General features: G+C 63.3%; 24 protein-coding genes. 11 read left to right on the top strand and 13 right to left on the bottom strand.

Annotated features, from left to right (window positions below):
• Window positions 1-115: 115 nt before the first annotated feature.
• A complete protein-coding gene (acnA, locus tag AC1DWF_RS19210) occupies window positions 116-2806 on the bottom strand; it encodes an aconitate hydratase AcnA (RefSeq protein ID WP_476841944.1) in 2691 nt (896 codons plus the stop codon).
• A gap of 284 nt (window positions 2807-3090) precedes the next feature.
• On the opposite strand from acnA, the gene ccmA reads away from it, so the two are divergent.
• From ccmA to AC1DWF_RS19185, 5 genes are all read left to right on the top strand, one after another.
• Window positions 3091-3702 (top strand): heme ABC exporter ATP-binding protein CcmA, encoded by a 612-nt coding sequence (ccmA, locus tag AC1DWF_RS19205; protein ID WP_476781760.1) that lies wholly within the window; start codon window positions 3091-3093, stop codon window positions 3700-3702.
• 57 nt (window positions 3703-3759) lie between these two features.
• Window positions 3760-4425: a heme exporter protein CcmB gene (gene ccmB / locus AC1DWF_RS19200; RefSeq protein ID WP_476841943.1), complete on the top strand. Its 666-nt coding sequence runs from the start codon at window positions 3760-3762 to the stop codon at window positions 4423-4425.
• Window positions 4426-4546: 121 nt separating this feature from the next.
• Window positions 4547-4714 carry a heme exporter protein CcmD gene (ccmD, locus tag AC1DWF_RS19195; RefSeq protein WP_476781759.1) on the top strand — a complete coding sequence of 56 codons (168 nt, stop codon included), beginning with the start codon at window positions 4547-4549 and terminating at the stop codon, window positions 4712-4714.
• Window positions 4711-5289: a DsbE family thiol:disulfide interchange protein gene (locus AC1DWF_RS19190; protein WP_476781758.1), complete on the top strand. Its 579-nt coding sequence runs from the start codon at window positions 4711-4713 to the stop codon at window positions 5287-5289. Before ccmD ends, AC1DWF_RS19190 begins: the two co-directional genes overlap by 4 nt.
• A gap of 27 nt (window positions 5290-5316) precedes the next feature.
• Window positions 5317-6369 (top strand): DUF2332 domain-containing protein, encoded by a 1053-nt coding sequence (locus AC1DWF_RS19185; protein WP_476781757.1) that lies wholly within the window; start codon window positions 5317-5319, stop codon window positions 6367-6369.
• An 8-nt stretch (window positions 6370-6377) separates the two neighbouring features.
• Here the strand turns inward: AC1DWF_RS19185 and AC1DWF_RS19180 are convergent, their stop codons facing one another.
• The 6 genes from AC1DWF_RS19180 to dapF form a co-directional block, all read right to left on the bottom strand.
• A complete protein-coding gene (locus tag AC1DWF_RS19180; RefSeq protein ID WP_476781756.1) occupies window positions 6378-6545 on the bottom strand; it encodes a hypothetical protein in 168 nt (55 codons plus the stop codon).
• A gap of 172 nt (window positions 6546-6717) precedes the next feature.
• Entirely contained in the window at window positions 6718-7332 is a 615-nt protein-coding gene (locus AC1DWF_RS19175; protein ID WP_476781755.1) for a pyridoxamine 5'-phosphate oxidase family protein, read from the bottom strand.
• 8 nt (window positions 7333-7340) lie between these two features.
• A complete protein-coding gene (locus tag AC1DWF_RS19170; protein WP_476781754.1) occupies window positions 7341-7994 on the bottom strand; it encodes a septation protein A in 654 nt (217 codons plus the stop codon).
• A 3-nt stretch (window positions 7995-7997) separates the two neighbouring features.
• Entirely contained in the window at window positions 7998-9743 is a 1746-nt protein-coding gene (gene ftsY, locus AC1DWF_RS19165) for a signal recognition particle-docking protein FtsY (protein ID WP_476788158.1), read from the bottom strand.
• Between the two features lie 13 nt (window positions 9744-9756).
• The gene (mtaB, locus tag AC1DWF_RS19160; protein ID WP_476781752.1) at window positions 9757-11040 is read right to left on the bottom strand and encodes a tRNA (N(6)-L-threonylcarbamoyladenosine(37)-C(2))-methylthiotransferase MtaB; all 1284 of its coding nucleotides are present in this window, start codon (window positions 11038-11040) and stop codon (window positions 9757-9759) included.
• Complete coding sequence (gene dapF / locus AC1DWF_RS19155; RefSeq protein WP_476781751.1) at window positions 11040-11924, bottom strand: diaminopimelate epimerase; 885 nt, start codon at window positions 11922-11924, stop codon at window positions 11040-11042. Before dapF ends, mtaB begins: the two co-directional genes overlap by 1 nt.
• A 222-nt stretch (window positions 11925-12146) precedes the next feature.
• Here dapF and AC1DWF_RS19150 point away from each other — a divergent pair, with 222 nt between their 5' ends.
• Window positions 12147-12692 (top strand): protease inhibitor Inh/omp19 family protein, encoded by a 546-nt coding sequence (locus AC1DWF_RS19150; RefSeq protein WP_476781750.1) that lies wholly within the window; start codon window positions 12147-12149, stop codon window positions 12690-12692.
• A 39-nt stretch (window positions 12693-12731) separates the two neighbouring features.
• A complete protein-coding gene (gene zapE / locus AC1DWF_RS19145; protein ID WP_476788157.1) occupies window positions 12732-13919 on the top strand; it encodes a cell division protein ZapE in 1188 nt (395 codons plus the stop codon).
• A 13-nt stretch (window positions 13920-13932) separates the two neighbouring features.
• Here zapE and AC1DWF_RS19140 read toward each other — a convergent pair whose 3' ends face one another.
• Window positions 13933-14631, bottom strand: coding sequence for a ceramidase domain-containing protein (locus tag AC1DWF_RS19140; protein ID WP_476781748.1), 699 nt, complete (start codon window positions 14629-14631; stop codon window positions 13933-13935).
• A gap of 205 nt (window positions 14632-14836) precedes the next feature.
• Here AC1DWF_RS19140 and AC1DWF_RS19135 point away from each other — a divergent pair, with 205 nt between their 5' ends.
• The 4 genes from AC1DWF_RS19135 to AC1DWF_RS19120 all read left to right on the top strand — a co-directional run bounded on the left by AC1DWF_RS19135 (window position 14837) and on the right by AC1DWF_RS19120 (window position 18119).
• Window positions 14837-15598, top strand: coding sequence for a DUF1223 domain-containing protein (locus tag AC1DWF_RS19135; protein ID WP_476781747.1), 762 nt, complete (start codon window positions 14837-14839; stop codon window positions 15596-15598).
• Between the two features lie 487 nt (window positions 15599-16085).
• The gene (locus AC1DWF_RS19130) at window positions 16086-16472 is read left to right on the top strand and encodes a DUF2794 domain-containing protein (protein WP_476841942.1); all 387 of its coding nucleotides are present in this window, start codon (window positions 16086-16088) and stop codon (window positions 16470-16472) included.
• A gap of 109 nt (window positions 16473-16581) precedes the next feature.
• Window positions 16582-17097, top strand: a complete 516-nt coding sequence (locus AC1DWF_RS19125) for an N-acetyltransferase family protein (protein ID WP_476788156.1) — start codon at window positions 16582-16584, stop codon at window positions 17095-17097.
• Window positions 17094-18119 carry a histone deacetylase family protein gene (locus AC1DWF_RS19120; protein ID WP_476781744.1) on the top strand — a complete coding sequence of 342 codons (1026 nt, stop codon included), beginning with the start codon at window positions 17094-17096 and terminating at the stop codon, window positions 18117-18119. Before AC1DWF_RS19125 ends, AC1DWF_RS19120 begins: the two co-directional genes overlap by 4 nt.
• Here the strand turns inward: AC1DWF_RS19120 and AC1DWF_RS19115 are convergent, their stop codons facing one another.
• The 5 genes from AC1DWF_RS19115 to AC1DWF_RS19095 form a co-directional block, all read right to left on the bottom strand.
• Window positions 18120-18671 carry a DUF308 domain-containing protein gene (locus tag AC1DWF_RS19115; protein ID WP_476781743.1) on the bottom strand — a complete coding sequence of 184 codons (552 nt, stop codon included), beginning with the start codon at window positions 18669-18671 and terminating at the stop codon, window positions 18120-18122. It lies immediately after the preceding gene.
• Window positions 18672-18736: 65 nt separating this feature from the next.
• The gene (locus AC1DWF_RS19110; RefSeq protein ID WP_476781742.1) at window positions 18737-20365 is read right to left on the bottom strand and encodes a copper resistance CopC/CopD family protein; all 1629 of its coding nucleotides are present in this window, start codon (window positions 20363-20365) and stop codon (window positions 18737-18739) included.
• A gap of 4 nt (window positions 20366-20369) precedes the next feature.
• The gene (locus AC1DWF_RS19105) at window positions 20370-20900 is read right to left on the bottom strand and encodes a copper chaperone PCu(A)C (RefSeq protein ID WP_476781741.1); all 531 of its coding nucleotides are present in this window, start codon (window positions 20898-20900) and stop codon (window positions 20370-20372) included.
• A gap of 98 nt (window positions 20901-20998) precedes the next feature.
• The gene (locus AC1DWF_RS19100) at window positions 20999-21379 is read right to left on the bottom strand and encodes a hypothetical protein (protein ID WP_476841941.1); all 381 of its coding nucleotides are present in this window, start codon (window positions 21377-21379) and stop codon (window positions 20999-21001) included.
• A gap of 215 nt (window positions 21380-21594) precedes the next feature.
• Window positions 21595-22062: aldehyde dehydrogenase family protein (locus tag AC1DWF_RS19095; RefSeq protein ID WP_476841940.1), on the bottom strand; the 468-nt coding region annotated here is incomplete at its 5' end.

The raw sequence follows: 22062 nt of genomic DNA, 5'->3' as shown, positions 1-22062 counted from the left end.
GCCCCTCACCCGGCCCTTCGGGCCACCCTCTCCCCGTAAACGGGGCGAGGGAAAACAAAAAACCGCCGGAGCTTGGCACTCCGGCGGCTTGTTTCACATGAATCGCGCGAAAAACTTACGCGGCGAGGTCACGCAGGACGTACTGCAGGATGCCGCCGTTCTTGTAGTAGTCGAGCTCATCGAGCGTATCGATGCGGCACAGGATCGGAACGTCCTTCACCGAACCGTCGGCGAAAGTGATCTTGGCGACCATCTTCTGGCGCGGCTTGATCGTCTCGAGGCCGTCGATGGTCACCTGCTCGTCGCCCTTGAGGCCAAGCGTCTTCCACGACGTGCCTTCTTCGAAGGTGAATGGGATCACGCCCATGCCGACCAGGTTCGAGCGGTGGATGCGTTCGAACGACTGGGCGATGACGGCGCGCACGCCGAGCAGGTTGGTGCCCTTGGCGGCCCAGTCGCGCGACGAGCCGTTGCCGTATTCGACGCCAGCGAAGATGACCAGCGGCACGCCTTCGGCGCGGTACTGCATCGCCGCGTCGTAGATCGGCAGCTCTTCCTTGGACGGATAGTGGAAGGTGTAGCCACCTTCGCGGCCGTTTTCGCCCAGCATGTGGTTGCGGATGCGGATGTTGGCAAACGTGCCGCGCATCATCACCTCATGGTTGCCACGACGCGTGCCGTACTGGTTGAAGTCGGCAACGCCAACGCCATTGTCGCTCAGGTACTTGCCGGCGGGCGACGCCGCCTTGATCGAACCGGCCGGGGAGATGTGGTCGGTGGTGATCTTGTCGCCGAACAGGCCGAGCACGCGCGCGCCCTCGATCTTGCCGATCTTGGCAGGCTTCGAGCCCATGCCGACGAAGTAGGGCGGGTTCTGMACGTAGGTCGACTTGTCGTCCCAGGCATAGGTCTGGCCTTCCGGCGCCTGCACGTTCTGCCAGTTCTCGTCGCCCTTGAAGACGTCGGCATATTTGCGGGCAAACAGCTCGCGGGTGACGTTTTCGGCGATGAACTGGTCGATCTCGACATTGGTCGGCCAGATGTCCCTCAGGAACACCGGGTTGCCGTCACGATCCTCACCGAGCGGCTCGGTGGTCAGGTCCTTGGTGACCGAACCGGCGAGCGCATAGGCAACCACCAGCGGCGGCGAGGCGAGATAGTTCGCCTGCACGTCGGGCGACACGCGGCCTTCGAAGTTGCGGTTGCCCGAAAGCACAGCCGCACCGATCAGGCCCTTGTCGTTGATCGTCTTGGAGATCGGCGCCGGCAGCGGGCCGGAATTGCCGATGCAGGTCGTGCAGCCGAAGCCGACGAGGTTGAAGCCGATCTGGTCGAGCTCCTTTTGCAGGCCGGCCTTCTCCAGATATTCGGCGACGACCTGCGAACCAGGCGCCAGCGACGTCTTGACCCAAGGCTTCTGCTTGAGGCCGAGCCGGTTGGCGTTGCGGGCGAGCAGGCCGGCACCGATCAGCACGCTCGGGTTCGAGGTGTTGGTGCAGGACGTGATCGCCGCGATCACCACGTCGCCATGGCCGAGGTCGAAGTCAGCGCCTTCAACGGCATAGCGCTTCGACTGGTCGACGGTCTTTTTGTATTCGGCTTCGAGAGCGGTGGCAAAGCCCGCAGCGATGCCTTCGAGCGGAATGCGGCCTTCGGGACGCTTGGGACCGGCCATYGAGGGAACGACGGTTTCGAGGTCGAGCTCGAGCAGGTCGGTGAAGACGGGATCGGCCGAGCCGGTGTCGCGCCACATGCCTTGCGCCTTGGAATATTCCTCGACGAGCGCGATGCGGTTTTCAGCGCGGCCCGACATGTTGAGGTAGCGGATGGTCTCGGAATCGACCGGGAAGAAGCCGCAGGTCGCGCCRTATTCSGGSGCCATGTTSSCGATGGTSGCGCGGTCGGCCAGCGYCATGYYGGASAGGCCSGGGCCGAAGAACTCGACGAACTTGCCGACSACGCCCTTCTTGCGSAGCATCTGSGTGACGGTSAGCACGAGATCGGTCGCGGTGACGCCTTCCTTGAGCTTGCCGGTCAGGCGGAAGCCGATGACCTCGGGCAAGAGCATCGAGACCGGCTGTCCGAGCATCGCGGCTTCCGCCTCGATGCCGCCGACGCCCCAGCCCAGAACGCCCAGGCCGTTGACCATGGTGGTGTGCGAGTCGGTGCCGACGCAGGTGTCGGGATAAGCGGTGGTTTCGCCGTCTTCGGTGTTCGTCCAGACGGTCTGGGCGAGGTATTCGAGGTTGACCTGGTGGCAGATGCCGGTGCCGGGCGGCACGACGCGGAAGTTGCGGAACGCCTGCTGGCCCCACTTCAGGAACTTGTAGCGCTCTTCGTTGCGCTCATATTCGAGCTCGACGTTGCGGGCAAAGGCAAGCGGCGTGCCGAACTCGTCGACGATGACCGAGTGGTCGATGACCAGGTCGACAGGCACCAGCGGGTTGATCTTCTGCGGATCGCCGCCGAGCGCGGCAAGGCCGTCACGCATGGCAGCGAGGTCGACAACAGCCGGAACGCCGGTGAAATCCTGCATCAGAACGCGGGCCGGACGATAAGCGATCTCGACGCCGGCAGTGCCCTTGTCGGTCAGCCAGCCGGCAACAGCCTGGATGGCTTCCTTGGTGACGGTGCGGCCGTCTTCGTTGCGCAAAAGGTTTTCGAGCAGCACCTTCATCGAATAAGGCAGCTGCGAAATGCCGGTCAGGCCGTTCTTCTCGGCCTCGATGAGGCTGTAATAGACATAGTCGGTGCCAGCAGCGGTAAGGGTGCGGCGGCAATTAAAACTGTCGAGTGATTTGGACACGTGCGATCCATCCTTGTCTGTTCAGCCTACGCGGGAACGGACTCCGATGGCATGCAATCACGCGCAAAGGTGCGGGTACGGCCATTTCCGCTGTCCGGTCCCAAGCAACCCKAGCCGTTCAAGGCGGCGCGTGCGCTGGTTCGGCGCAAATTCTGTTTCCATGCCGACCGCTGGCATGGTCGAGTGGCATATAGAGAATTTATTGGAATAGTTCTAGACCGAGATTCGCCTATTTTGCCGCAACGCAAAGTGGCGGCGACAAGACTTTCGGCGATGGAGAACAAATGCGGCTGATCGCCGAAAATCTAAGCGGAGAACGCGGCGGCGAGGCAGTATTTGCCGGTATCGGCTTTTCGCTCGAGGATGGTGCCGCCCTTGTCGTCACCGGCCCCAACGGCTCGGGCAAGTCGACGCTTCTGCGCGTCATTGCCGGTCTGTTGCCGCATATAGTTGGGCGAATCGCTGTCGAGGGCGGCGGCGAGGAATTTTCGACAGTGACTTTGGCCTGCCACTATCTCGGCCACCAGAACGCCATGAAGTCTGCCCTCACCGTCAGCGAAAACCTCGTCTTCTGGCGCGAGTTTTGCGGCGACGGCAAGCTCGGCATCTCAGATGCGCTCGAAGAGGTCGGGCTTGGCGGCCTCGGCCACCTGCCCTTCGGCTATCTCTCGACCGGCCAGAAGCGCCGCGCCGCGATCGCCAAGCTTTTGATCAGCCACCGCCCCGTCTGGCTGCTCGACGAACCCACCGCCGGCCTCGACAAGGCCTCGGAAGCGCAATTCGCCGAGCTGATGAAGGCACATTGCGCGGCAGGCGGCATCATCATCGCCGCGACGCACCTGCCGCTGGGATTGGTGGGCGCTGAGACGCTGGAGATGGGGCGGATGCATGTTTGAAAACTCCGCGCACCAACTTTTCAGCCCGCGCTTGCGGACGAAAAGGCGGCACCTTTCATGCTAGCCCTCTATCTTCGCGATCTGCGCATGGGCATCCGCTCCGGCGGCGGGGCGCTGACGGGCGTGCTGTTTTTCCTCGCGGTGATCGTCACCATCCCCTTCGGCGTCGGCCCCGACCTCAACCTGCTCGCCCGCATCGGCCCGGCGATTCTTTGGATCGGCGCCCTGCTTGCCAGCTTGCTCGGGCTCGACCGGCTGTTTCAGGCCGACCGCGAGGACGGCTCGCTCGACCTTCTGGTGCTCAACGCCGACCGGCACATGCTGGCGCTGACTGTGTTCGTCAAATGCCTCGCGCACTGGACGGCAAGCGTACTGCCGCTGGTCATCGCGGCTCCGCTGCTCGGCCTTTTCATGAACATGTCGCCGCTCGGCATTGGGGCCGCAGCGCTCACGCTGCTTGTCGGCACGCCTGCCATCGTCTTCATCGGCGCAGCCGGTGCGGCGGTCACCGTTGCCTTGCCGCGCGGCGGCCTGCTGATCTCGGTGCTGGTGCTGCCGCTGGTCATCCCGGTGCTGATCTTCGGCGTGACGGCGGCATATGGCGCAGTCAACGATCCCRACCCGTTCACCCCGCCCTTCATGATCCTGTGCGCGCTGACCATGTTTTTGGCCGTCATCGGCCCGCTGGCGGCGGCGGTCGCGCTACGCTCGGGCACGGACTGATCACGATCGCTTCAACTATTACGGTGCGGCGCGGCGTCCGATTGCCTAGCGTCACACCCACGGCTAAGTGAAGGGCCATGCTCGGATACAGCGACATGAACGAATATTGCCAGGATGCTCGATGAGCGCGCACGCTCTTTATGTAACTGCTGCCTATGGCGTTTCGGCATTGGCCATCGCCGGACTGATCCTGTGGATCCTCGCTGACCAGCGCGCCCGCAAGCGCGAACTGGCCGAACTCGAGGCGGCAGGCCACCGCCGCCGTTCCGACCGGGTAAAGCAATCATGAGCACCGAAACCGAAAAGCCGGCGCGTCCGCGCAAACTCATCGTGCTGCTGCCACTGCTGCTGTTTCTGGTACTCGCCGGCGTTTTCCTGATGCAGCTTTTGTCCGGCCGCGACCTGTCGGTCGTACCCTCGGCCCTGATCGGACACACAGCACCCAAGACCGAGTTGCCGCCTTTGGAAGGTATTTCGCTTCCTGGCCTGAACTCGGCTGAATTCATCGGCAAGGTGACGCTGGTCAATGTCTGGGCGTCGTGGTGCGCGCCTTGCCGCGAAGAACATCCGGTCATCGTCGGCCTGTCCAAGGACGAGCGCCTGACCATCATGGGCCTGAACTACAAGGACAAGGCGGAGAACGCGCGCCGTTTCCTCGGCGATCTCGGCAATCCCTATGACGCGGTTGGCGTCGACCCCAACGGCCGCGCGGCAATCGACTGGGGCGTTTACGGGATTCCTGAGACCTTCCTCGTCGGCAAGGATGGCAAGATCGCCTTCAAGCATGTCGGCCCGCTGACGCCCGAAGCCGTAGCGACGACGCTGATGCACGAGATCGAAAAGGCGGTCGCCGCTTCCCAATAAGTCGCGGCGCGGGTTAGTCTGCCCGCCATGCCCGATAGCGATCTCCCCTCCCGCGTTCGCAGCCATTTTCACAACCAGGCCGACGCCTGCGACCAGCTCGGTTCGCCATTCACGGCGCGATTGTGCCGGGTGCTGGCGAGCGTCCTCGACGATCAAAGCGCGGTCGGGCGCAAGGTGCTTCGCTGGCCTGGCGATCCACGCGCCGATGCGCTTGCCTTGAGGCTCTGCGGTGGGCTGCACGCACTGCTGCTGTCTGGCGCCGACGCCGAGCTGGCAAAGATCTACCCGCCTGAGACAGCCGATGATCTGGCCATCGCTTCGGCCATACCAAACGCCCTCGCACGCAACGAGGCTCACCTGCTTGAGATGCTCGAGAGCGCGCCGCAGACAAACGAGATTGCTCGTGCTGCCATGCTGCTGCCAGGTTTTTTGGCGATTGCCAGGGAAAGCGGCCTGCCGCTGGAACTGGCCGAGATCGGCTCAAGCGCCGGGCTCAACCTTCTCTTCGACCGGTTTCACTATCGCTACGGGGAAAAGGATTGGGGCGTTGCCTCACCGGTGCAGCTCGCGCCCGATGTCAGAGGACTGGTGTTGCCGCTATCGGGCGAGCTGCGGGTCATTGACCAGGCCGGCTGCGATATCGCACCGATTCGCATTTCGGATCAGGCGCAGCGGCTGAGGCTTCGAGCCTATGTCTGGGCCGACCAGAGATTGCGGCTTGAGCGACTCGATGCGGCGATCAGCCTCGCCGCACAGGAACAGCCAGCATTGGTGAAGCAAGGTGCCGCGGAATTTCTGCAGCAGCGGCTTTCGGCGCGAAGGCCGGATGCAGCCTTCGTGCTGTTTCACTCGATCATGTGGCAATACATGCCACCAGCAACGCGTGCCAGGATTGTCGAGCTTCTGGAGGCGGAAGGTGCGGCGGCGGATGCCGGATCGCCTCTCTATTGGCTCCGGATGGAGCCGCTGGCAGCGGGCGATCCCTACGCCACGCTCAGCCTGACATCATGGCCGGGCGGCACCACGAGGGCGCTCGCCCGCTGCGATTATCACGGACGCTGGATAGAGTGGCTCGGTTAAGCCGAAGCTCAGCCGTAAACCTGCTTGTAGGCCTGAAACAGCATCTCGCTGCGGTCGGCGCGCATGTCGGCCAGGTCACGGCCGGAGAAGCCGTCGATCTCGGCGACAAGGCGCTTGTAGTGCTTGCGCTTGGAAGCGCTTTCGCGGGCACGGGTCAGAAGGCTGTCAAAAAACATGGCTTGTTCCTTTCATCATGCCGCTTTTCGCGGCGCGATATGACCTCCCTGATCAATCTGAAGATGACATAGGAATTGCCGCGCCGCAAAATAAGATGCTGCAATGCAGCAATGCGTAACGCGCATAACAGGTTAACGGGGCTTAACGCCCTGTGTAGCCGGCCCTATTAGGCTACCACATGGTCTTGCGGTAGGACTCGTCGAGCGAGCGATCGAGCGCCTCGGCATTTTCGGCCAGCGCCAGCTGGTCGCGCAGGATCTGCCCCAATGTCGGCAGACTGGCCCGGTCTGGCCAGGTCGCGGGCGCCCATAGCTCCGAACGCATGAACGCCTTGGCGCAGTGCATGTAGACCGCCTTGACGGCAACCACCATGACAGTGACCGGAGGCTTGCCCTCGGCGGCGAGCTGCTCGCGCAATGCGAGATCGGCGGTGAGGCGCGCCTCGCCATTGATACGCAGCGTCTCGTTCATGCCGGGAATGAGGAACAGCAGGCCGACCGCCGGGTTGGCGATGACGTTTTCGAGCGTATCGAGCCGGTTATTGCCCGGCCGGTCGGGAATGGCGATGGTGACATCGTCCAGCACGGCAACGAAACCCGGTCTGTCGCCCTTGGGCGTGACATCGGCATTGCCCTTGTCGTCGGACGAGCCGACCAGCACGAAAGGGCTGCGCGCCAGGAAACTTTTGGCGTGATGATCGAGGTGGCGGAGTTCCTTCTTCACCGCGCCGTCGCCGGGCGCCCGGTAATGCTGGCGCAGGGACTCGCGGTCGGCGATGAACTCCATGATTCCCCCTATTTCGACGAATGATCGTCCAGCGAATGGCGCATGATCAGCGGCATCTGGCTGAAGGTGAACAAAAGCGTGATCGGCATGATGCCCCACACCTTGAACGTTACCCAGGCGTCGGTCGAAAACGAGCGCCATACCACTTCATTGACCACGGCCAGGAACAGGAAGAACAAGCCCCAGCGAAAGGTCAGCTTGCGCCAGCCCTCGGCATCGAGCCGGAAGGCGGAGGCAAAGACGTAGCCGAGCAGTGACTTGCCGAAAAACAGGCCGCCAAGCAGAATCACGCCGAACAGCGTATTGACGATGGTCGGCTTCATCTTGATGAAAATATCGTCCTGAAGGTAAAGCGTCAGTGCGCCGAAGACGAAGACGACGACGCCCGACACCAGCGGCATGATCGGCAGCGAACGGGTGAGCAGCCACGACGCGATCAGGGCAATCGCGGTTGCCGCCATGAACAGGCCGGTGGCTATGAAGATCGGTCCGCCCATTTCGGCCAAGGTCGGGAAATGCGACGCCAGCCATTCGCCGCGCGCATTGGCAAAGAAGAAAACGACAAGCGGCCCGAGCTCCAGCACCAGCTTGAGGATCGGGCTGACCTCTTCTTTCTTGGTCGTCGGGTCCGAAGGATCACGTTCGAGGATCGGTGCGTTCATAGGTCAGGCGACTCCTGCGATCGCCTTGGCGAAATCGCTTGCCGAAAAGGGTTCGAGATCGTCGACCTGTTCGCCGACGCCGATGAAATAGACCGGCAGCTTATGCTTGGCGGCGATTGCGACCAAAATACCGCCACGCGCCGTGCCGTCGAGTTTTGTCATCACCAGGCCGTTCACACCTGCGATATTGCGGAAGATCTCAACCTGGTTGAGCGCGTTCTGGCCGGTGGTGGCGTCGACCGTCTGCAGCACCGTATGCGGTGCCTCAGGGTCGAGCTTGCCGAGCACGCGCACGATCTTTTCGAGTTCGGCCATCAGCTCGGTCTTGTTTTGCAAGCGCCCGGCGGTGTCGATGATTAGGACGTCCGAGCCGGCCTCCTTGGCCTTTTCGAACGCGTCATAGGCAAGACCAGCGGCATCAGCGCCAAGCTTCGAGGCGATGACAGGCGAGTTCGTGCGCTCGCCCCAGATCTTGAGCTGTTCGATGGCCGCGGCGCGGAACGTGTCGCCGGCGGCCAGCATCACTGATAGCCCGCCCTCGGTCAGTTTTGCCGCGAGCTTGCCGATGGTCGTGGTCTTGCCGGTGCCGTTGACGCCGACGACCAAAATGACATGCGGCTTGTGCGACAGGTCGAGCTCCAGCGGCAACGCCACATGCGTCAGGACCTTTTCTATCTCGACGGCCATGATCGAGCGGACCTCATGGTCGGACACGTCCTTGCCGTAGCGGCTGGCGGCAAGCGAATCGGTGACGCGAAGGGCTGTCTCGACGCCGAGGTCGGCGCGGATCAGCACGTCTTCGAGGTCCTGCAGCGTGTCTTCGTCGAGCTTTCGCTTGGTGAAGATGCCAGCGATGTTGCCCGACAGCTCCTTCGACGAGCGCGACAAGCCCTGACGCAGGCGCTGGAACCAGCTGACTCTCGGCGCGGGCGCGGCAGCCTCGACAATCTCGGCCTTCTGCTCGACCTTCTTGCTGACCGTGACCTTGCCGGCAGCGGTTTTCGGCGCGGGCGACACGGCCGATTGTTCGGCGACGGATGACGGCTGGGCGTCCTCTCCCCCCTTGAGGGGGAGATGGTCCGAAGGACCAGAGGGGGTTGTCTCGGCAGTGCTCGGTGCTGGTCGGGTGGCCTCGGCCTGCGCCGCACCTGACGATTCGGCGACCCCACCCGACCGCTGCGCGGCCACCCTCCCCTCAAGGGGGAGGGGAATCGCAGGCGCAAGCTCCACAGCCTCGACGGCCGGCTCCGGCTTTACAGGCGCGACCGGCTCGATTTCAGGCGCACGCATCGCCGGCGGCGTTTCGGACGGCTCCGGCTGGTACGGAATTTCTTCAGGCTGATCCGGTTCAGCCGGCTCGGTCGGCAGAATGGGGATTTCCACCGGAAGCGGTTCGGGCTCGACCGGGGTCGACTCCGGGACCAGCGGCTCAGCGGGCTTTTCGGGTGCAGGCTCCGGCACTTCAGGCGCAGGCGCAGGTTCATCCGGCGCGACCTCCTCTCCCCCCTTGAGGGGGAGATGGTCCGAAGGACCAGAAGGGGTCGTCTCGGCAGTGCTCGGCGCCGACGATCCGGCGACCCCGACTTCGTCGATCGACCCTCCCCTCGAGGGGGAGGGAGACTCAAGCGCAGGCTTCAACGCTTGAAGCGCGTCGAAATTCAGCGGCGGCAGGACCTCGTCCTCTGCCGGCTGCTGTGGAGCTTCCTTCTTGCCGAAGGAAAAGACTTTCTTGATGAACCCGAATGCCATGCGGTCGCTTTCGTCAGGCCGCGCGTGCGGCGGCCGGTGCCGCTGTCAGCCGCTCGCCGTCATGTCCGGCGATGTCGACCTCTATGATTTCGCCCGGCGCACCCTGATCGAGCGCAACAAGCGTGAAGCCTTCCGTGCGACCAAGCCCTTCGCGCTCGACAAGCACCTGTTGGCGCGAGCCCGTCAGGCTTTCGAGATGGCGCTGGTAGGCTGTCTCGCCGGCAGCGCGCAGCTGTGCCGCGCGCTTCTTGACGATCTCGCGCCGGACCTGCGGCATGCGCGCGGCGGGCGTGCCTTCGCGCGGCGAAAACGGGAAGACGTGGAGATGGGTCAGCCCGCACTCATCGACGATCCGGATCGAATTTTCGAACATCTCGTCGGTCTCGGTCGGGAAACCGGCGATGATGTCGGCGCCGAAGACGATGTCGGGGCGCAGCTTGCGCACGTCCTGGCAGAACTGGATCGACTGGTCGCGCAGATGGCGGCGCTTCATGCGCTTCAAGATCATGTCGTCGCCCGACTGCAACGACAGATGCAGATGCGGCATCAGCCGGTTTTCGGTTGCGATGGCTTCGAGCAAATCTTCGTCGGCCTCGATCGAATCGATGGAGGAAAGGCGCAACCGGCGCACGTCGGGCACCTGCCGCAGGATCGTCTTGACCAGCTTGCCCAGGCGCGGCGCGCCCGGCAGGTCAGCACCGTAGCTGGTCATGTCGACGCCAGACAGCACCACTTCGGCATAACCGTTGCCGGCAAGTCGCTTGATCTGCTCGACAACGGCTCCCATCGGCACCGAGCGCGAATTGCCCCGGCCATAAGGGATGATGCAGAAGGTGCAGCGATGGTCGCAGCCATTCTGGACCTGCACGAAAGCGCGCGCCCGGCCCTCGATGGCGTCGACCATATGGCCAGCGGTCTCGCGCACGGAAAAAATGTCGTTGACGCGGGCCTTTTCAGAATCGTTGACGCCGAAGTCGGGCAGCGCCCGGTAATTGTGCGCCTTGAGCTTTTCCTCATTGCCAAGCACGAGGTCGACTTCCGCCATATCTGCAAAGGCGGCCGGATCGGTCTGCGCGGCACAGCCGGTCACGATGATGCGCGCTTCGGGGTTTTCGCGGCGCGCCTTGCGGATCGACTGCTTGGCCTGGCGCACGGCTTCGCTTGTGACCGCACAGGTGTTGAAGATCACCGCCCCGCCCTTGAGCTCTTCCAGCCCCGCGGCCTTGGCCTCGCGCTTCATCACCTCGGATTCGTAGGTGTTGAGGCGGCAGCCGAAAGTGACGACGTCGACTGCCATCAGGCGACGTCCTGCTGGTCGCGGGTCCAGGCGCCAGTAGCCGGATCGAAAAGCCCGGAGAACTCCCACTCGGCCGGACCGGTCATGACGACATGGTCGTCGGCGCGCCAGTCGATCTTGAGCGTGCCGCCGCTCGGCACGGTGACGGTGACCGTGCGGCCGGTGCGGCCGGTGCGCGCGGCGCTGACCGCAGCAGCACAGGTTGCCGAACCGCAAGCCAGCGTCAGGCCGGCACCGCGCTCCCAGGTGCGCAGGTTCAGCGTCTCGCGCGAAGTCACCTGAGCAATCGAGATGTTGGCGCGCTCGGGGAAAATCGGATGGTTTTCGAGCAGCGGACCGAAACGGTCGAGGTCGTAGGACCACACATCCTTGTCGACCCAGAAGATGGCGTGCGGATTGCCCATCGAGGCGACCGAGGGTGAATGCAGCACCGGCGCATCGATCGGCCCGATCTGCAGCTCGATCATGCGCGTGTCGTGGAATTCCTCGGCGAGCGGAATGTCCTGCCAGCCAAAACGGGGGACGCCCATGTCGACAGAGATCGAACCATCGTCATGCTCTTCGGCATTGAGAATGCCGGCGATGGTCTCGAAGGTGAACAGCTTCTCACCGGTCTCGGCGGCCAGCGCCTGGACGACGCAGCGCATGCCGTTGCCGCAGGCCTGCGCCTTGGAGCCGTCGGAATTGATGATCTCGATATAATTGGCGGTGCCTGATGTGCGCGGGTCGTGGATCGCCATGATCTGGTCGAACTTGGTCGCCGCATCGGCGTTCAACGCCACAGCTGCGGCAGGCGCAACGCGGTCCGCGCGGCCGCGCATGTCGGCAACGATGATCTCGTTGCCGAGCCCGTTCATCTTGGCGAATGGGGCCATATTGGCCATGGTGGAAATTTCTCGCGGCTGTTTGGCGCCTATATGGCGGAAACGTCTCCGAATTACCAGTCTTGGCGGGCCGGGCCAAGACTTGCGACAATTTTGCAACAAATTCCGATGCAAACCCTATTTTAACCATATGCGGTTGAAATTGTGCCAACTTCGCCGCTTTACAGGCGAACTGTCGATCGCGCGGGGGCGCCCCCAGAACTGCCCCACGGAGGGAATGCAATGGCTTTTTCGAAAACCGGCCTGCTGGCCGCATCGCTGGTGGCGCTTTTGGCGGCTGCCGGCTGTAACAGCACGCGCCTTTCGTCGATGGACACCCAGCCGGCTCCGCTGCCCGCAGCACCCGCCGGCACCGTGACCAGCGGTCAGTTGCCACCGCCCTCAGCACCTGGTGCGGCAGGCGCATCGCAATTCCCGGCAGCGCCGCAGCAGCAGACCCAGGTCGCGGCCCTGCCCGCCGACGGCGGCGCCGCCGCAGCCAACGCACCCGACCTGACCGCAACGAGTGTTGCTGGCGTGTGGAGCGCTTCGGTTTCCGGCCAGAGCTGCAAGGTGGCAACGCCGCAGACCAAGTTCGGCCAGGGTTTCCGCGCTGGCCCGCTGCGCTGCCCGGCACCGATCGACGGCGTCAAGTCGTGGAACGTCGCCGGCAAGCAGCTGACGCTTTACGATGAAGGCGGGGCGTCGCTGGCCAGGCTGTATTCGTCGGGTGAAGGCCGCTTCGACGGCCAGACCTCGAACGGCCTGCCGATCTCGCTCCACCGCTAGTATAAAAGGCAGGTCTTCGAATTCGTGCCAGAGTGACCCATGCATCTGCGTGACGGCCTACAGACCCATGTGACCGTCAGGCAGCGCTATGACCATCTGGTCGAATTGGGCAGCGTTCGCCGCGATCCCGCGCAACTGACGATCGTTGCGGCACTCGACCGGCTGATCGACGAGATTTCCGACAAGAGGCTGGCGCGCAAGTCGAGCGCGCTGGGCTGGCTGTTTGCCAAGCGCAAGCCGCGCCACGAGCCGGTGAAGGGTCTCTACGTCCATGGCGGCGTCGGCCGCGGCAAGACCATGCTGATGGACATGTTCTTCGAGCTCGTGCCGGTCAAGCACAAGCGCCGCGTCCATTTCAACGACTTCATGGCCGATGTGCACGACCGCATCCAAAAGCAGCGCGCGGCACGCAAGAACGGCACCTCACGGGACGATGACCCGATCCCGCCGGTGGCCGCGGCCCTTGCCGAAGAAGCCTGGGTGTTGTGCTTCGACGAATTCTCGGTCACCGACATCGCCGACGCGATGATCCTGTCGAGGCTGTTTTCGGCGCTGTTTGGCCTCGGCGTCGTGCTTGTCGCCACCTCCAACGTCGCGCCCCGCGATCTTTACCGCGACGGACTCAATCGCCAGCTGTTCTTGCCGTTCATCGGCATGCTCGAACAGAACGCCGTGGTGCTCAACCTCGATGCCGACACCGACTACCGGCTGGAAAAGCTCGACCGCGTGCCGGTCTACCTGACCCCGCTCGGCGAAGCGGCCGACCGGGCGATGGACAAGGCCTGGGCGAAGGTGACCCACGGCGTGACCGCCGAGCCGGCCATCGTCGCAGTCAAGGGCCGCAAGGTGCATGTGCCGGCAGCGGTCGACGGATGCGCGCGCTTTTCCTTCGCCGATCTGTGCGAAAAGCCGCTCGCGGCACGCGACTATCTGGCGATCACGGCGAAATATCCGACTGTTTTTGTCGATCATGTGCCTGTCATGGCCGAAGCCAACCGCAATGAGGCCAAGCGTTTCATCCTGCTGATCGATACGCTTTATGACCAGCATGCGCGGCTGGTGCTGAGTGCTGCGGCAACGCCCGACAAGCTTTATGCCGGCAAGCGCGGCCACGAGGCCTTCGAATTCGACCGGACCTCGTCGCGCCTGATCGAGATGCAGGGAGCCGAATGGCTCGATGAGTGGGCCGAAAAGCATTCGAAACCGGCAACGTCCCTGGCCGGATAAGACGGGCCCGTCGTCAGGCGCGCACTGTCTGCGTGCCTGTCCGGTCGTCCGACCCAGGGTTCCCATAACGCGTGGTCGCGGCCAGCAGCACGCCCAGCATCAGCCCGTTGAGCATATGCCACATGAAATGCGTGCCGATCGGCATGGCGTCGCAGACCAGCGGGTCGATGACGCGGCAGGTGACGGAAGCGACAAAGATCGCGGCGGCAGCGATATTGTACCAGCCGGCACGGTTGCCTTTGGCGATCACCACGCAACCAAAGAAGATCAGCGCCAGGAACGGCGGCAGGTATCCGGTGGTGCCATTGGAGGCGGCGCGCAGCCAGTCCGGCACCATGAAGGTGACAAAGCCGACCGCGATGTAGAAACCAAAGAAGATGCCAAGCGCCCTCGGCCACGCCATGCCGGCGAAGCGGCGCAGGTTGAACAAAGTATAGGCAAGCGTGAAACCGGCGATGGGCAGGATGTCGGCCCATTTGGTGGCTTCGGTGGCGAAGGTGTGAAACAGCGTCGAGCCGACGCCGATCGCCACCACCCACCAGCCCAGCACCTCGGCGAAGGCACCTGCCTTGAGTCGCCGCGCTTCGTAGACACCCCACAGGCCAGCTGCGAAAAAGGCGAGATTGCTCAAGGCGTTGAGCGGTTCGGCCCAAAGCCCGATATCGCTACGCTCGCAATAGAGGTCGAGATGTTGGCTGAGCTGTTCCAGCATTGAAATCTCCCTCGCCGGTTTCCGAATTCTAACCCGAACGGGGTATTTTCGATAAGAAATTCCACGACTCGAAGCTGACGCTGCGGAAATGCAATCTAGCTAAAATTTCACCGCAACGTGACTTCCCGTTGAATGGCGCATCTGCCACATATTTCAGCAACCAAAAGAAAAAGCCGGTGACGCCGGCCGAGGAACTGGATTGGTCATGGAGTTTCGCAGATCTTTTCGGCTGGCAGCGGTGGCGCTGGCCGTTGCCGGGTTTACCGGCACAACGCATGCCGAACCCACGACACGTCCTCTCGGCGTTATCGAGCTCTTCACCAGCCAGGGCTGCAACTCCTGTCCGCCAGCTGATGAGCTGTTTGCGAAATTCGCCGCCCAGGACGACATCGTGGCGCTTGCCTATCACGTCACCTATTGGGACTATCTCGGCTGGCAGGACAAGCTGGCGAGCACCGACAATACCGAGCGCCAATACGCCTATATGCGCGCCTTCGGCTCACGCTCGGTCTACACGCCCCAGGCCGTCATCAACGGCCGCACCCATGTCAACGGCGCCAAGCGCGAGGAAGTGACTGGCGCGCTCGACAACCTTGCCAAGACCGGACAGGGCATGAATGTCGACGTCAAGGTCACCGAAAATGGCGACACCTACACCATCGACGTCGGCGAAGCCAAAGGGGCGAACAATGCCGCCCATGTCGTGGTCGTGCACTACCAGCCGCCGCAGGTCGTCGACCTCCAGAAAGGCGAAAACAAGGGCCGCAGCGTCACGTACTGGAATGCCGTCACAGACCTGCACACAGCCGGCATGTGGCACGGCAAGGCACAGCGTTTTGAACTGCCTAAGAGCGAAGTGGAAAAGAAAGGCGGCTGCGCGGTGTTGCTGCAGGCGGTCGGCAAGGATGGCCTGCCTGGCCCGATCCTCGGCGCAGCGGTCGTGCGCAAGCCGGTCACCGCACTTTGACGCAAAAAAGCCGACGCCAGCTTGCTGCCAGACGTCGGCTTCAGATTTTGGGATCGTCGCACCTGACCCTCAAGGAGGGCGAGGTTGGTTCGATCCGACTCAGGCCCGTGGGCGKGGGGCTTGGGGTTTACGAGCCGGTGCCGGACCGAACCGTCTCAGGCAACACGGGTAAAATCGTTGGACATTGGGGCGCCAGCGCGGATAAAAAACGGCAGGAATGTGGCGAGTCATCACCAATTCCAACAGCCTGTCTCGTAGACGTTACCTAAACTGTAACCTTCCGTGAACCATTCCAGGCAGGCCTGATTCCTAGCCGTCGCTTGCAATTCGAGCGCGAATGCGCGATTCTAACAACGTCGCACGTCCTCTTGGACGCGCAACGGACGCTGTAGCAGTTTGAGTCTGTGCATGATCCTTTCCGAAAGATCGTTTGCGATTTTCGGGCGGCATGCACGTGTCGAAGTCGTATTCTGCAAGGGAACGATTGATGACTGATCGCGGTGCTGGGGCGGAGGATGGCGAGACATCCGCGGTTTTGATCCCGCTCCATGAGGCCCGTAGGGAGCGCCAAGATCTCCCGGTGGCATTCGAAAGACGTGAACTCGATMAGATTCTCAGGCTCTACGGACGCATGGTCGCCGCCAATGAGTGGCGCGACTACGCCATCGACCATCTCAGCGACCGCGCCGTCTTCTCGGTCTTCCGCCGCACCAGCGAAACCCCCCTGTTCCAGATCGTCAAGGACCCGAAATTCGCCCGCAAGCAGGGCGCCTTTTCGGTTGTTGCCGCTGGCGGGCTGATCCTCAAGCGCGGCCATGAACTGGCCCGCGTGCTCGGCGTCTTCGACAAGCGGCTGAAGGTCGTCGAGGCCTAAGCCCAGCAGCGTGGGGCCATGGCGGCAATATCCTTGCGGCCAGAACTGAAACCCCTCGTCAACGCCGCTCCGATGCTATCAATTCCGCTTCCAAAGCAGAATTGGGAGAATGAGCATCGCCACCAAGTCACAGCCCACAGTCACTATCCGTCCAGCGACATCAAACGATGTGCCGTTGCTCATGAAGGCGATCGTCGACCTTGCCGAGCATATCGGCCAGACGGACCTGATCTGCACCGAGGAAAACCTCAAGCATTTCGGCTTCGGCGACAACCCGGCCTTCGAGGCGGTGATCGCCGAGGCGGACGGCTCGTTCGCTGGCATGTGCCTGTTTTTCCCGATCTTTTCGACCTGGTACGGTCGCCCGGGCGTGTTTGTCCAGGATCTGTTCGTCGACAAGGATTTCCGCAGTCTTGGCATTGGCGAGCAGCTTTTGCGGCATGTCGCCAAACTTTCCCAGAGCAAAGGCAGCGTATACATGCGGCTTTCGGTCGACGAGGCAAACCCGCGAGCGCGAGACTTCTGTGAAAGGCTGGGTTTTGAATGGACGAGCGATCAACGCTCTTACATCGCCGAGCAACGGATTTTCACCGCGCTGAGCGAACCTAACGGGGAGCCGAAATGAAGACCTTCTACGCGGAAGAACAGAAGCGCCACGACCCCAAGGCCTTCCTGTCGATGGGCGCGCAAAAACCCAATCTGGAGCAGCCCGAGCGTGTCGAGCGCCTGCTTTCCGGCGCGCGCGCCGCGGGCACCTCGATCCATCGCCCGAAGGATTACGGCCTCGGCCCTATCGCGGCGGTGCATACGCCCGAATATATCGATTTCCTGACCCATATCTTCGAACGCTGGCAGCGCATGGAAGGCGCTTCGGCAGAGGTAATCCCCAACATCCACCCGCTCGCCCGCAACGGCACCTACCCGGCCGGTGCCGCCGGCCAGGCCGGCTATCACATGGCCGACACCGCCTGCCCGATCTCGGCCGAAACCTTCGATAGCGCCTGTTGGAGCGCCTGGAGTGCGGTGGCTGCCACCGAAGCCGTGCTTTCGGGCGAACCCGCGGCCTATGCGCTGTGTCGTCCGCCCGGCCACCACGCCTTTGCCGATGTCGCCGGCGGCTTTTGCTTCTTCAACAATTCGGCCATCGCCGCACAGCGGCTGCGCTCCAGCGCCTCACGCGTGGCGATCCTCGATGTCGACCTGCATCACGGCAACGGCACGCAAGGCATCTTCTACAACAGAGCAGACGTTTTGACCGTGTCGCTGCATGCCGACCCGAGCCGCTTCTACCCGTTCTTCTGGGGCCATGCCGACGAGCGCGGCGAAGGCGCCGGTCTCGGCTACAACTACAATTTGCCTTTGCCGCGCAAATCGGGCGACGCCGAGTTCCTTGAAGCGCTTGCGCACGCCAACCGCCGTATCGAGGCCTTCGCACCTGACGCGTTGGTCGTGGCGCTCGGGCTCGACGCCTTCGAAGGCGACCCGTTCGGCGGGCTGTCGGTGACGACACCGGGCTTTTCACGCATCGCCGAAGCAATCGCCAAGCTCGCCCTGCCCACGGTCATCGTCCAGGAGGGCGGTTATCTCTGCGACGCGCTCGGCGACAATCTGACCGCCTTCCTCACCGGTTTTGCCGGCACGAACTGATCACACAGCAGTGCGGATGCGCCAGGCGCGATAAAACAACAGCAACGCATAGAGCAGCATCAGGATCGTGGCGATGCGCATCAGCGTGGCTGCACTTGTCAGCGGCACGAACATCAGTGCGAGGCCGAAAGCGGCATAGACCGCCCCGCCGACCAGCGTCGGCCATAGCCGCGTCTGGCGGTCGCTGTGCAGGAAGCTCGACGCCATCTCGAAAAGGCCGACGAGCAGGGCAAGCAACCCGACAAGGCGGGCCATGAAGGACAAGGTGAAGACGTTGGCGAGCAAGCCGCTGCACAGAACGATCACGCCGGCAGCGATCGACAACAGGTTACGGGCGAGCGCGAGCCAATGGCCGGTTGTCCGAGGTGCGGCATAATCGATTGTCGCCAGCCCCAGAATACCATCGACGAGCAAAAGGCCGCCGCCGACCATGATCAGCAATTGCACCGCCTGGATGGGATAAAAGAACGCGACCAGTGCGGCGGCCACGATCAAAATGCCCCGCAACGCCGTCAACGTCGCTTCGAAACGTTTGGTCTTGCCCTCGGCCATGCCCTGCTCCTGTCGACTGAGACGGCCATTTGTGGGAGAAATGCTTGGAATTCGCAATGCGGGACTTACTGCCGGATGGCGATCTCGCCGTCCAGCGTCACGCTGCTGGTCTCGGAAACTCCGATATCGATCGCTACCGTCCAGATCCCCGGCACCGGCAGTTCGAGATTGTCGGCCCGCCAGGTGCCGTCGCCGGGCTTGCGTGCGGCCATGCTGACCGGAGCCGCATCCGGGCGGCTGAGGCGGAGTACGACGCTGTGCGCATCGAGCGGCCCGAAATCGCCGGTCATCACCACGATCGAGGCGCTGACCTTGCCGGCGTGGCCGGGCGTGATGGCGAGGTCGGCCATGGCGTCAGCGGTGTGGATGTGGATCGACGCCGGTTCGGCGGCCTCGATCGCCAGCACGCGCGGCGGGGGGGTGAAGCGGAAGCCGGCGACGACGCCCAGGATCGTCACCATGAGCAGCGTCTCCACGACAATGTTGCGCACCAGGCGCTGCTGCGCGTCCACTTGCTCTGCCAGAGCCGGCTTGGTCAGCCGCCAGCGATTGTAAGCGGCGAGAACAAGCAGCGGCGCGACCAGAGCAAGCTTGACCAAAAGAAGCCGTCCGTAGGCGGTCTGCCAAAGGGCTGCGACGCTGTCGACCTGTACGAGTGCGAGCACGACGCCCGCACCGATCAGTGCCGCGACCACCCAAGGGATCGTGGCCGAGAAGCGCCGCAACGCCTCGCCGGCATCGGACGTCTGGCGGAAGGTAGAACCGAGTGGCAAAAGCGCGCCGGCCCAGAATACGATGCCGACCCCGTGGATGAAGACCATCGGCCGCGTCAGCCATTGCGGTGCAGCCGCACTGGCATGACCGCTGGCGGCAAGTGCGACACCCACGCCAACGAGGGCAGCCAGCGAAAGCAAGCGGGCCAGCACGCCCTCTGCGACCAGCGCCAAAAGCGCGAGCGCCAATGCGATGAAGGCGATTGTCGCGGTGAAGCCGTAGCTGGTCGCCGCAGCCGCCTGCCAGACCACGGCCTTGCCGAACATGCCAAGCGGCGCGCCGAGCGCGTCAAGTCCTTGCAGGCCGAATGAGACAGGTACGGCGACAAGGCCGAGCATGGTGAATGCCAAAGCAGCACCGGCGCCATGGCGTCCTTCCGGCGTGAGCCAGGCCAAGGCAAAGGCGCTGCCGGCGCCGAAGAACAAGCCGAGATAGAGCGCGAGTTTTGCCGCCCAAAGTGCCCTGTGCAGGGCTTGGTCATCGAGGGCCGGTGCAAGGGGTGCCGCGCTGGGACTGCCGACCGAGAATGTCAGGACACCGCCGACAGGGTGCCCATCTGAAGACACCACCCGCCATGACAGCAGATAAGTGCCCTCAGCCATGTCGTTCGCCGGCAAGTCGACACCGACGACGGCCCCGGAAGGCGTCCCGACAAGCCTGACGGATTCGCCGTTCGGACGCGTGAGCTTCAGCACCAGCGGCGTCACCGGTTCGCTGAATGTCAGTGTGACATGCGCCAGCGCTTGCCCAACGACAGTACCGTCGACCGGCGTCGAACGCAGCAGCGAGGCATGGGCGCTCACCACAGCCGTCGCACCCAACAAGGTGACAACGGCAACGACCAGGCCGGCAAGCCACCGACGCGCGCCATCGAGCAGCGCGATGCTGCCTTGGCGATGAAGTGGATGGCGCGCGCCCATGCTCTTAGTGGCTGGAGTGATCTTGGCTCTGGCCGCCGATCTTGTCGGCCTGGAACTCGACAGTCACGGTGCCGGCCTTCTCGAAGGTCAGCGTGCCCGAGAACTTTTCGCCCTCTTTCACCGGCCCCTTCAGTCCCATGAACATGATGTGATACGAGCCGGGCTTGAGAGCGACCTCGCCGCCGGCCGGGATTTCGACGCCGCCGGTCACCTGGCGCATGGTCATCACGCCCTTGGCGTCGACCGCCATCTCGTGGATCTCGGCCTTTTCGGAAACGTCGGACTGGATCGAGACCAGCCGGTCCGGCTGGCTGCCGTTGTTCTTGACGGTGAGATAGCCGACGGCAACCTTGGCGCCGGCTGGCGTTGCGCGCGACCAGGGGTGGCCGATCTCGAGATCGCCTGCCTTGAAGCCATGAGCGAGCAAGGCATGGGTCGAGGCAAACAGCAGCATCGCGGCAAAGACGATGATGCCGAGGCGCTCTTCGAAGCTACGGAAAAGCGGGCGCGCGAACGCGCGGGCGGTCATGTTCATGGGATGACTCCGATATGGAATAGGCGCGCCAATGCTCGTGGCGCAAAGTTCGTTTCGGTAGAGAAATTTGATGATCCGCGCGGACGCGGCAAGCAAGGTCAGGCGGCCAGCGGCGGGGCGCGCGGATTTCCGGGGACGTATTTCAATACCGTCGAAGGATCGAGCCGCGTCGCCGGGAACTGAACGACAGTCTGGGCTGGCGATGAGAGCGCCAAGGCCACGCCTTGGGGCGGCGTGGAGAGCGCAGCGGAGAGCAGGTTGCAACCGAGAGTGCAGCATTGAGGCAGGCTCGGATGGTCGCTCTTGGCGGGTGCCGTGTGGCCCATGCTGCTGGTGATGCACAGCGGATTGCCGAAGATATCGAGCGGTGGCGTGCCCTGCCCAAGTGCTAAAGCACCGGCCGCCGTCTGCAAGACAAGCATCAGCGCCGCGGCAAGCGCGACTCCAAATCCCCATCCCTTGCGGCGAAAAACGACCAAACGTCGCGCCCCTTTGCTTCGATAAGCCATTGATAGCATCGATGGCACTGCGGCGAAAATAGACCGCGCTGCGACAAATTCTTTGATCTTGCGCACTGAAGCCGCCGAAAGCTGCGCCCTAGTGCCAGGCTGAACGGCGCAAAGAAAAAGCGCCGCCGGCTTTCGCGGGCGACGCTTGATGTCTGTCAGACGATTGGCTCGGTCGATGTCGCCCCTTACTCGATGTCGAACGACACGCCCTGCGCCAAAGGCAGCGCCTTGGAGTAGTTCACCGTGTTGGTGGCACGGCGCATGTAGGCRCGCCAGGCGTCCGAGCCCGATTCGCGGCCGCCGCCGGTTTCTTTCTCGCCACCGAAGGCGCCGCCGATTTCTGCACCCGACGTGCCGATATTGACGTTGGCTATGCCGCAATCGGAGCCTTCGACCGACAAGAAGCGCTCGGCCTCCTGCAGATCGAGGGTGAAGATCGACGACGACAGGCCGGCACCGACAGCGTTATGCGCGTCGAGCACAGCATCGAAGTCCGAATACTTCATCACATAGAGGATCGGCGCGAAGGTCTCTTCGAGCACGGGGCCGACCTGGCCGGGCATCTCGACGAGAGCCGGCTTGACGTAGAAGGCGCCGTCATGGCCCTGGTCGACGCGGGCGCCGCCGGTGATCTTGCCGCCATGTTCGGAGGC

The organism is Aminobacter sp. P4_D5 (genome assembly GCF_056401815.1).
The sequence above is the reverse complement of the archived record's forward strand: the minus strand, read 5'-3'. Positions and strand labels throughout refer to the sequence as shown.

Bases quoted from the DNA above. Each gene is read 5' to 3' on its own strand.
- ccmA (WP_476781760.1), top strand. From the start codon at position 3,091: ATGCGGCTGATCGCCGAAAATCTAAGCGGAGAACGCGGCGGCGAGGCA.
- ccmD (WP_476781759.1), top strand. From the start codon at position 4,547: ATGAGCGCGCACGCTCTTTATGTAACTGCTGCCTATGGCGTTTCGGCA.
- AC1DWF_RS19190 (WP_476781758.1), top strand. From the start codon at position 4,711: ATGAGCACCGAAACCGAAAAGCCGGCGCGTCCGCGCAAACTCATCGTG.
- AC1DWF_RS19185 (WP_476781757.1), top strand. From the start codon at position 5,317: ATGCCCGATAGCGATCTCCCCTCCCGCGTTCGCAGCCATTTTCACAAC.
- AC1DWF_RS19180 (WP_476781756.1), bottom strand. From the start codon at position 6,545: ATGTTTTTTGACAGCCTTCTGACCCGTGCCCGCGAAAGCGCTTCCAAG.
- AC1DWF_RS19175 (WP_476781755.1), bottom strand. From the start codon at position 7,332: ATGGAGTTCATCGCCGACCGCGAGTCCCTGCGCCAGCATTACCGGGCG.
- AC1DWF_RS19170 (WP_476781754.1), bottom strand. From the start codon at position 7,994: ATGAACGCACCGATCCTCGAACGTGATCCTTCGGACCCGACGACCAAG.
- ftsY (WP_476788158.1), bottom strand. From the start codon at position 9,743: ATGGCATTCGGGTTCATCAAGAAAGTCTTTTCCTTCGGCAAGAAGGAA.
- mtaB (WP_476781752.1), bottom strand. From the start codon at position 11,040: ATGGCAGTCGACGTCGTCACTTTCGGCTGCCGCCTCAACACCTACGAA.
- dapF (WP_476781751.1), bottom strand. From the start codon at position 11,924: ATGGCCAATATGGCCCCATTCGCCAAGATGAACGGGCTCGGCAACGAG.
- AC1DWF_RS19150 (WP_476781750.1), top strand. From the start codon at position 12,147: ATGGCTTTTTCGAAAACCGGCCTGCTGGCCGCATCGCTGGTGGCGCTT.
- zapE (WP_476788157.1), top strand. From the start codon at position 12,732: ATGCATCTGCGTGACGGCCTACAGACCCATGTGACCGTCAGGCAGCGC.
- AC1DWF_RS19140 (WP_476781748.1), bottom strand. From the start codon at position 14,631: ATGCTGGAACAGCTCAGCCAACATCTCGACCTCTATTGCGAGCGTAGC.
- AC1DWF_RS19135 (WP_476781747.1), top strand. From the start codon at position 14,837: ATGGAGTTTCGCAGATCTTTTCGGCTGGCAGCGGTGGCGCTGGCCGTT.
- AC1DWF_RS19125 (WP_476788156.1), top strand. From the start codon at position 16,582: ATGAGCATCGCCACCAAGTCACAGCCCACAGTCACTATCCGTCCAGCG.
- AC1DWF_RS19120 (WP_476781744.1), top strand. From the start codon at position 17,094: ATGAAGACCTTCTACGCGGAAGAACAGAAGCGCCACGACCCCAAGGCC.
- AC1DWF_RS19115 (WP_476781743.1), bottom strand. From the start codon at position 18,671: ATGGCCGAGGGCAAGACCAAACGTTTCGAAGCGACGTTGACGGCGTTG.
- AC1DWF_RS19110 (WP_476781742.1), bottom strand. From the start codon at position 20,365: ATGGGCGCGCGCCATCCACTTCATCGCCAAGGCAGCATCGCGCTGCTC.
- AC1DWF_RS19105 (WP_476781741.1), bottom strand. From the start codon at position 20,900: ATGAACATGACCGCCCGCGCGTTCGCGCGCCCGCTTTTCCGTAGCTTC.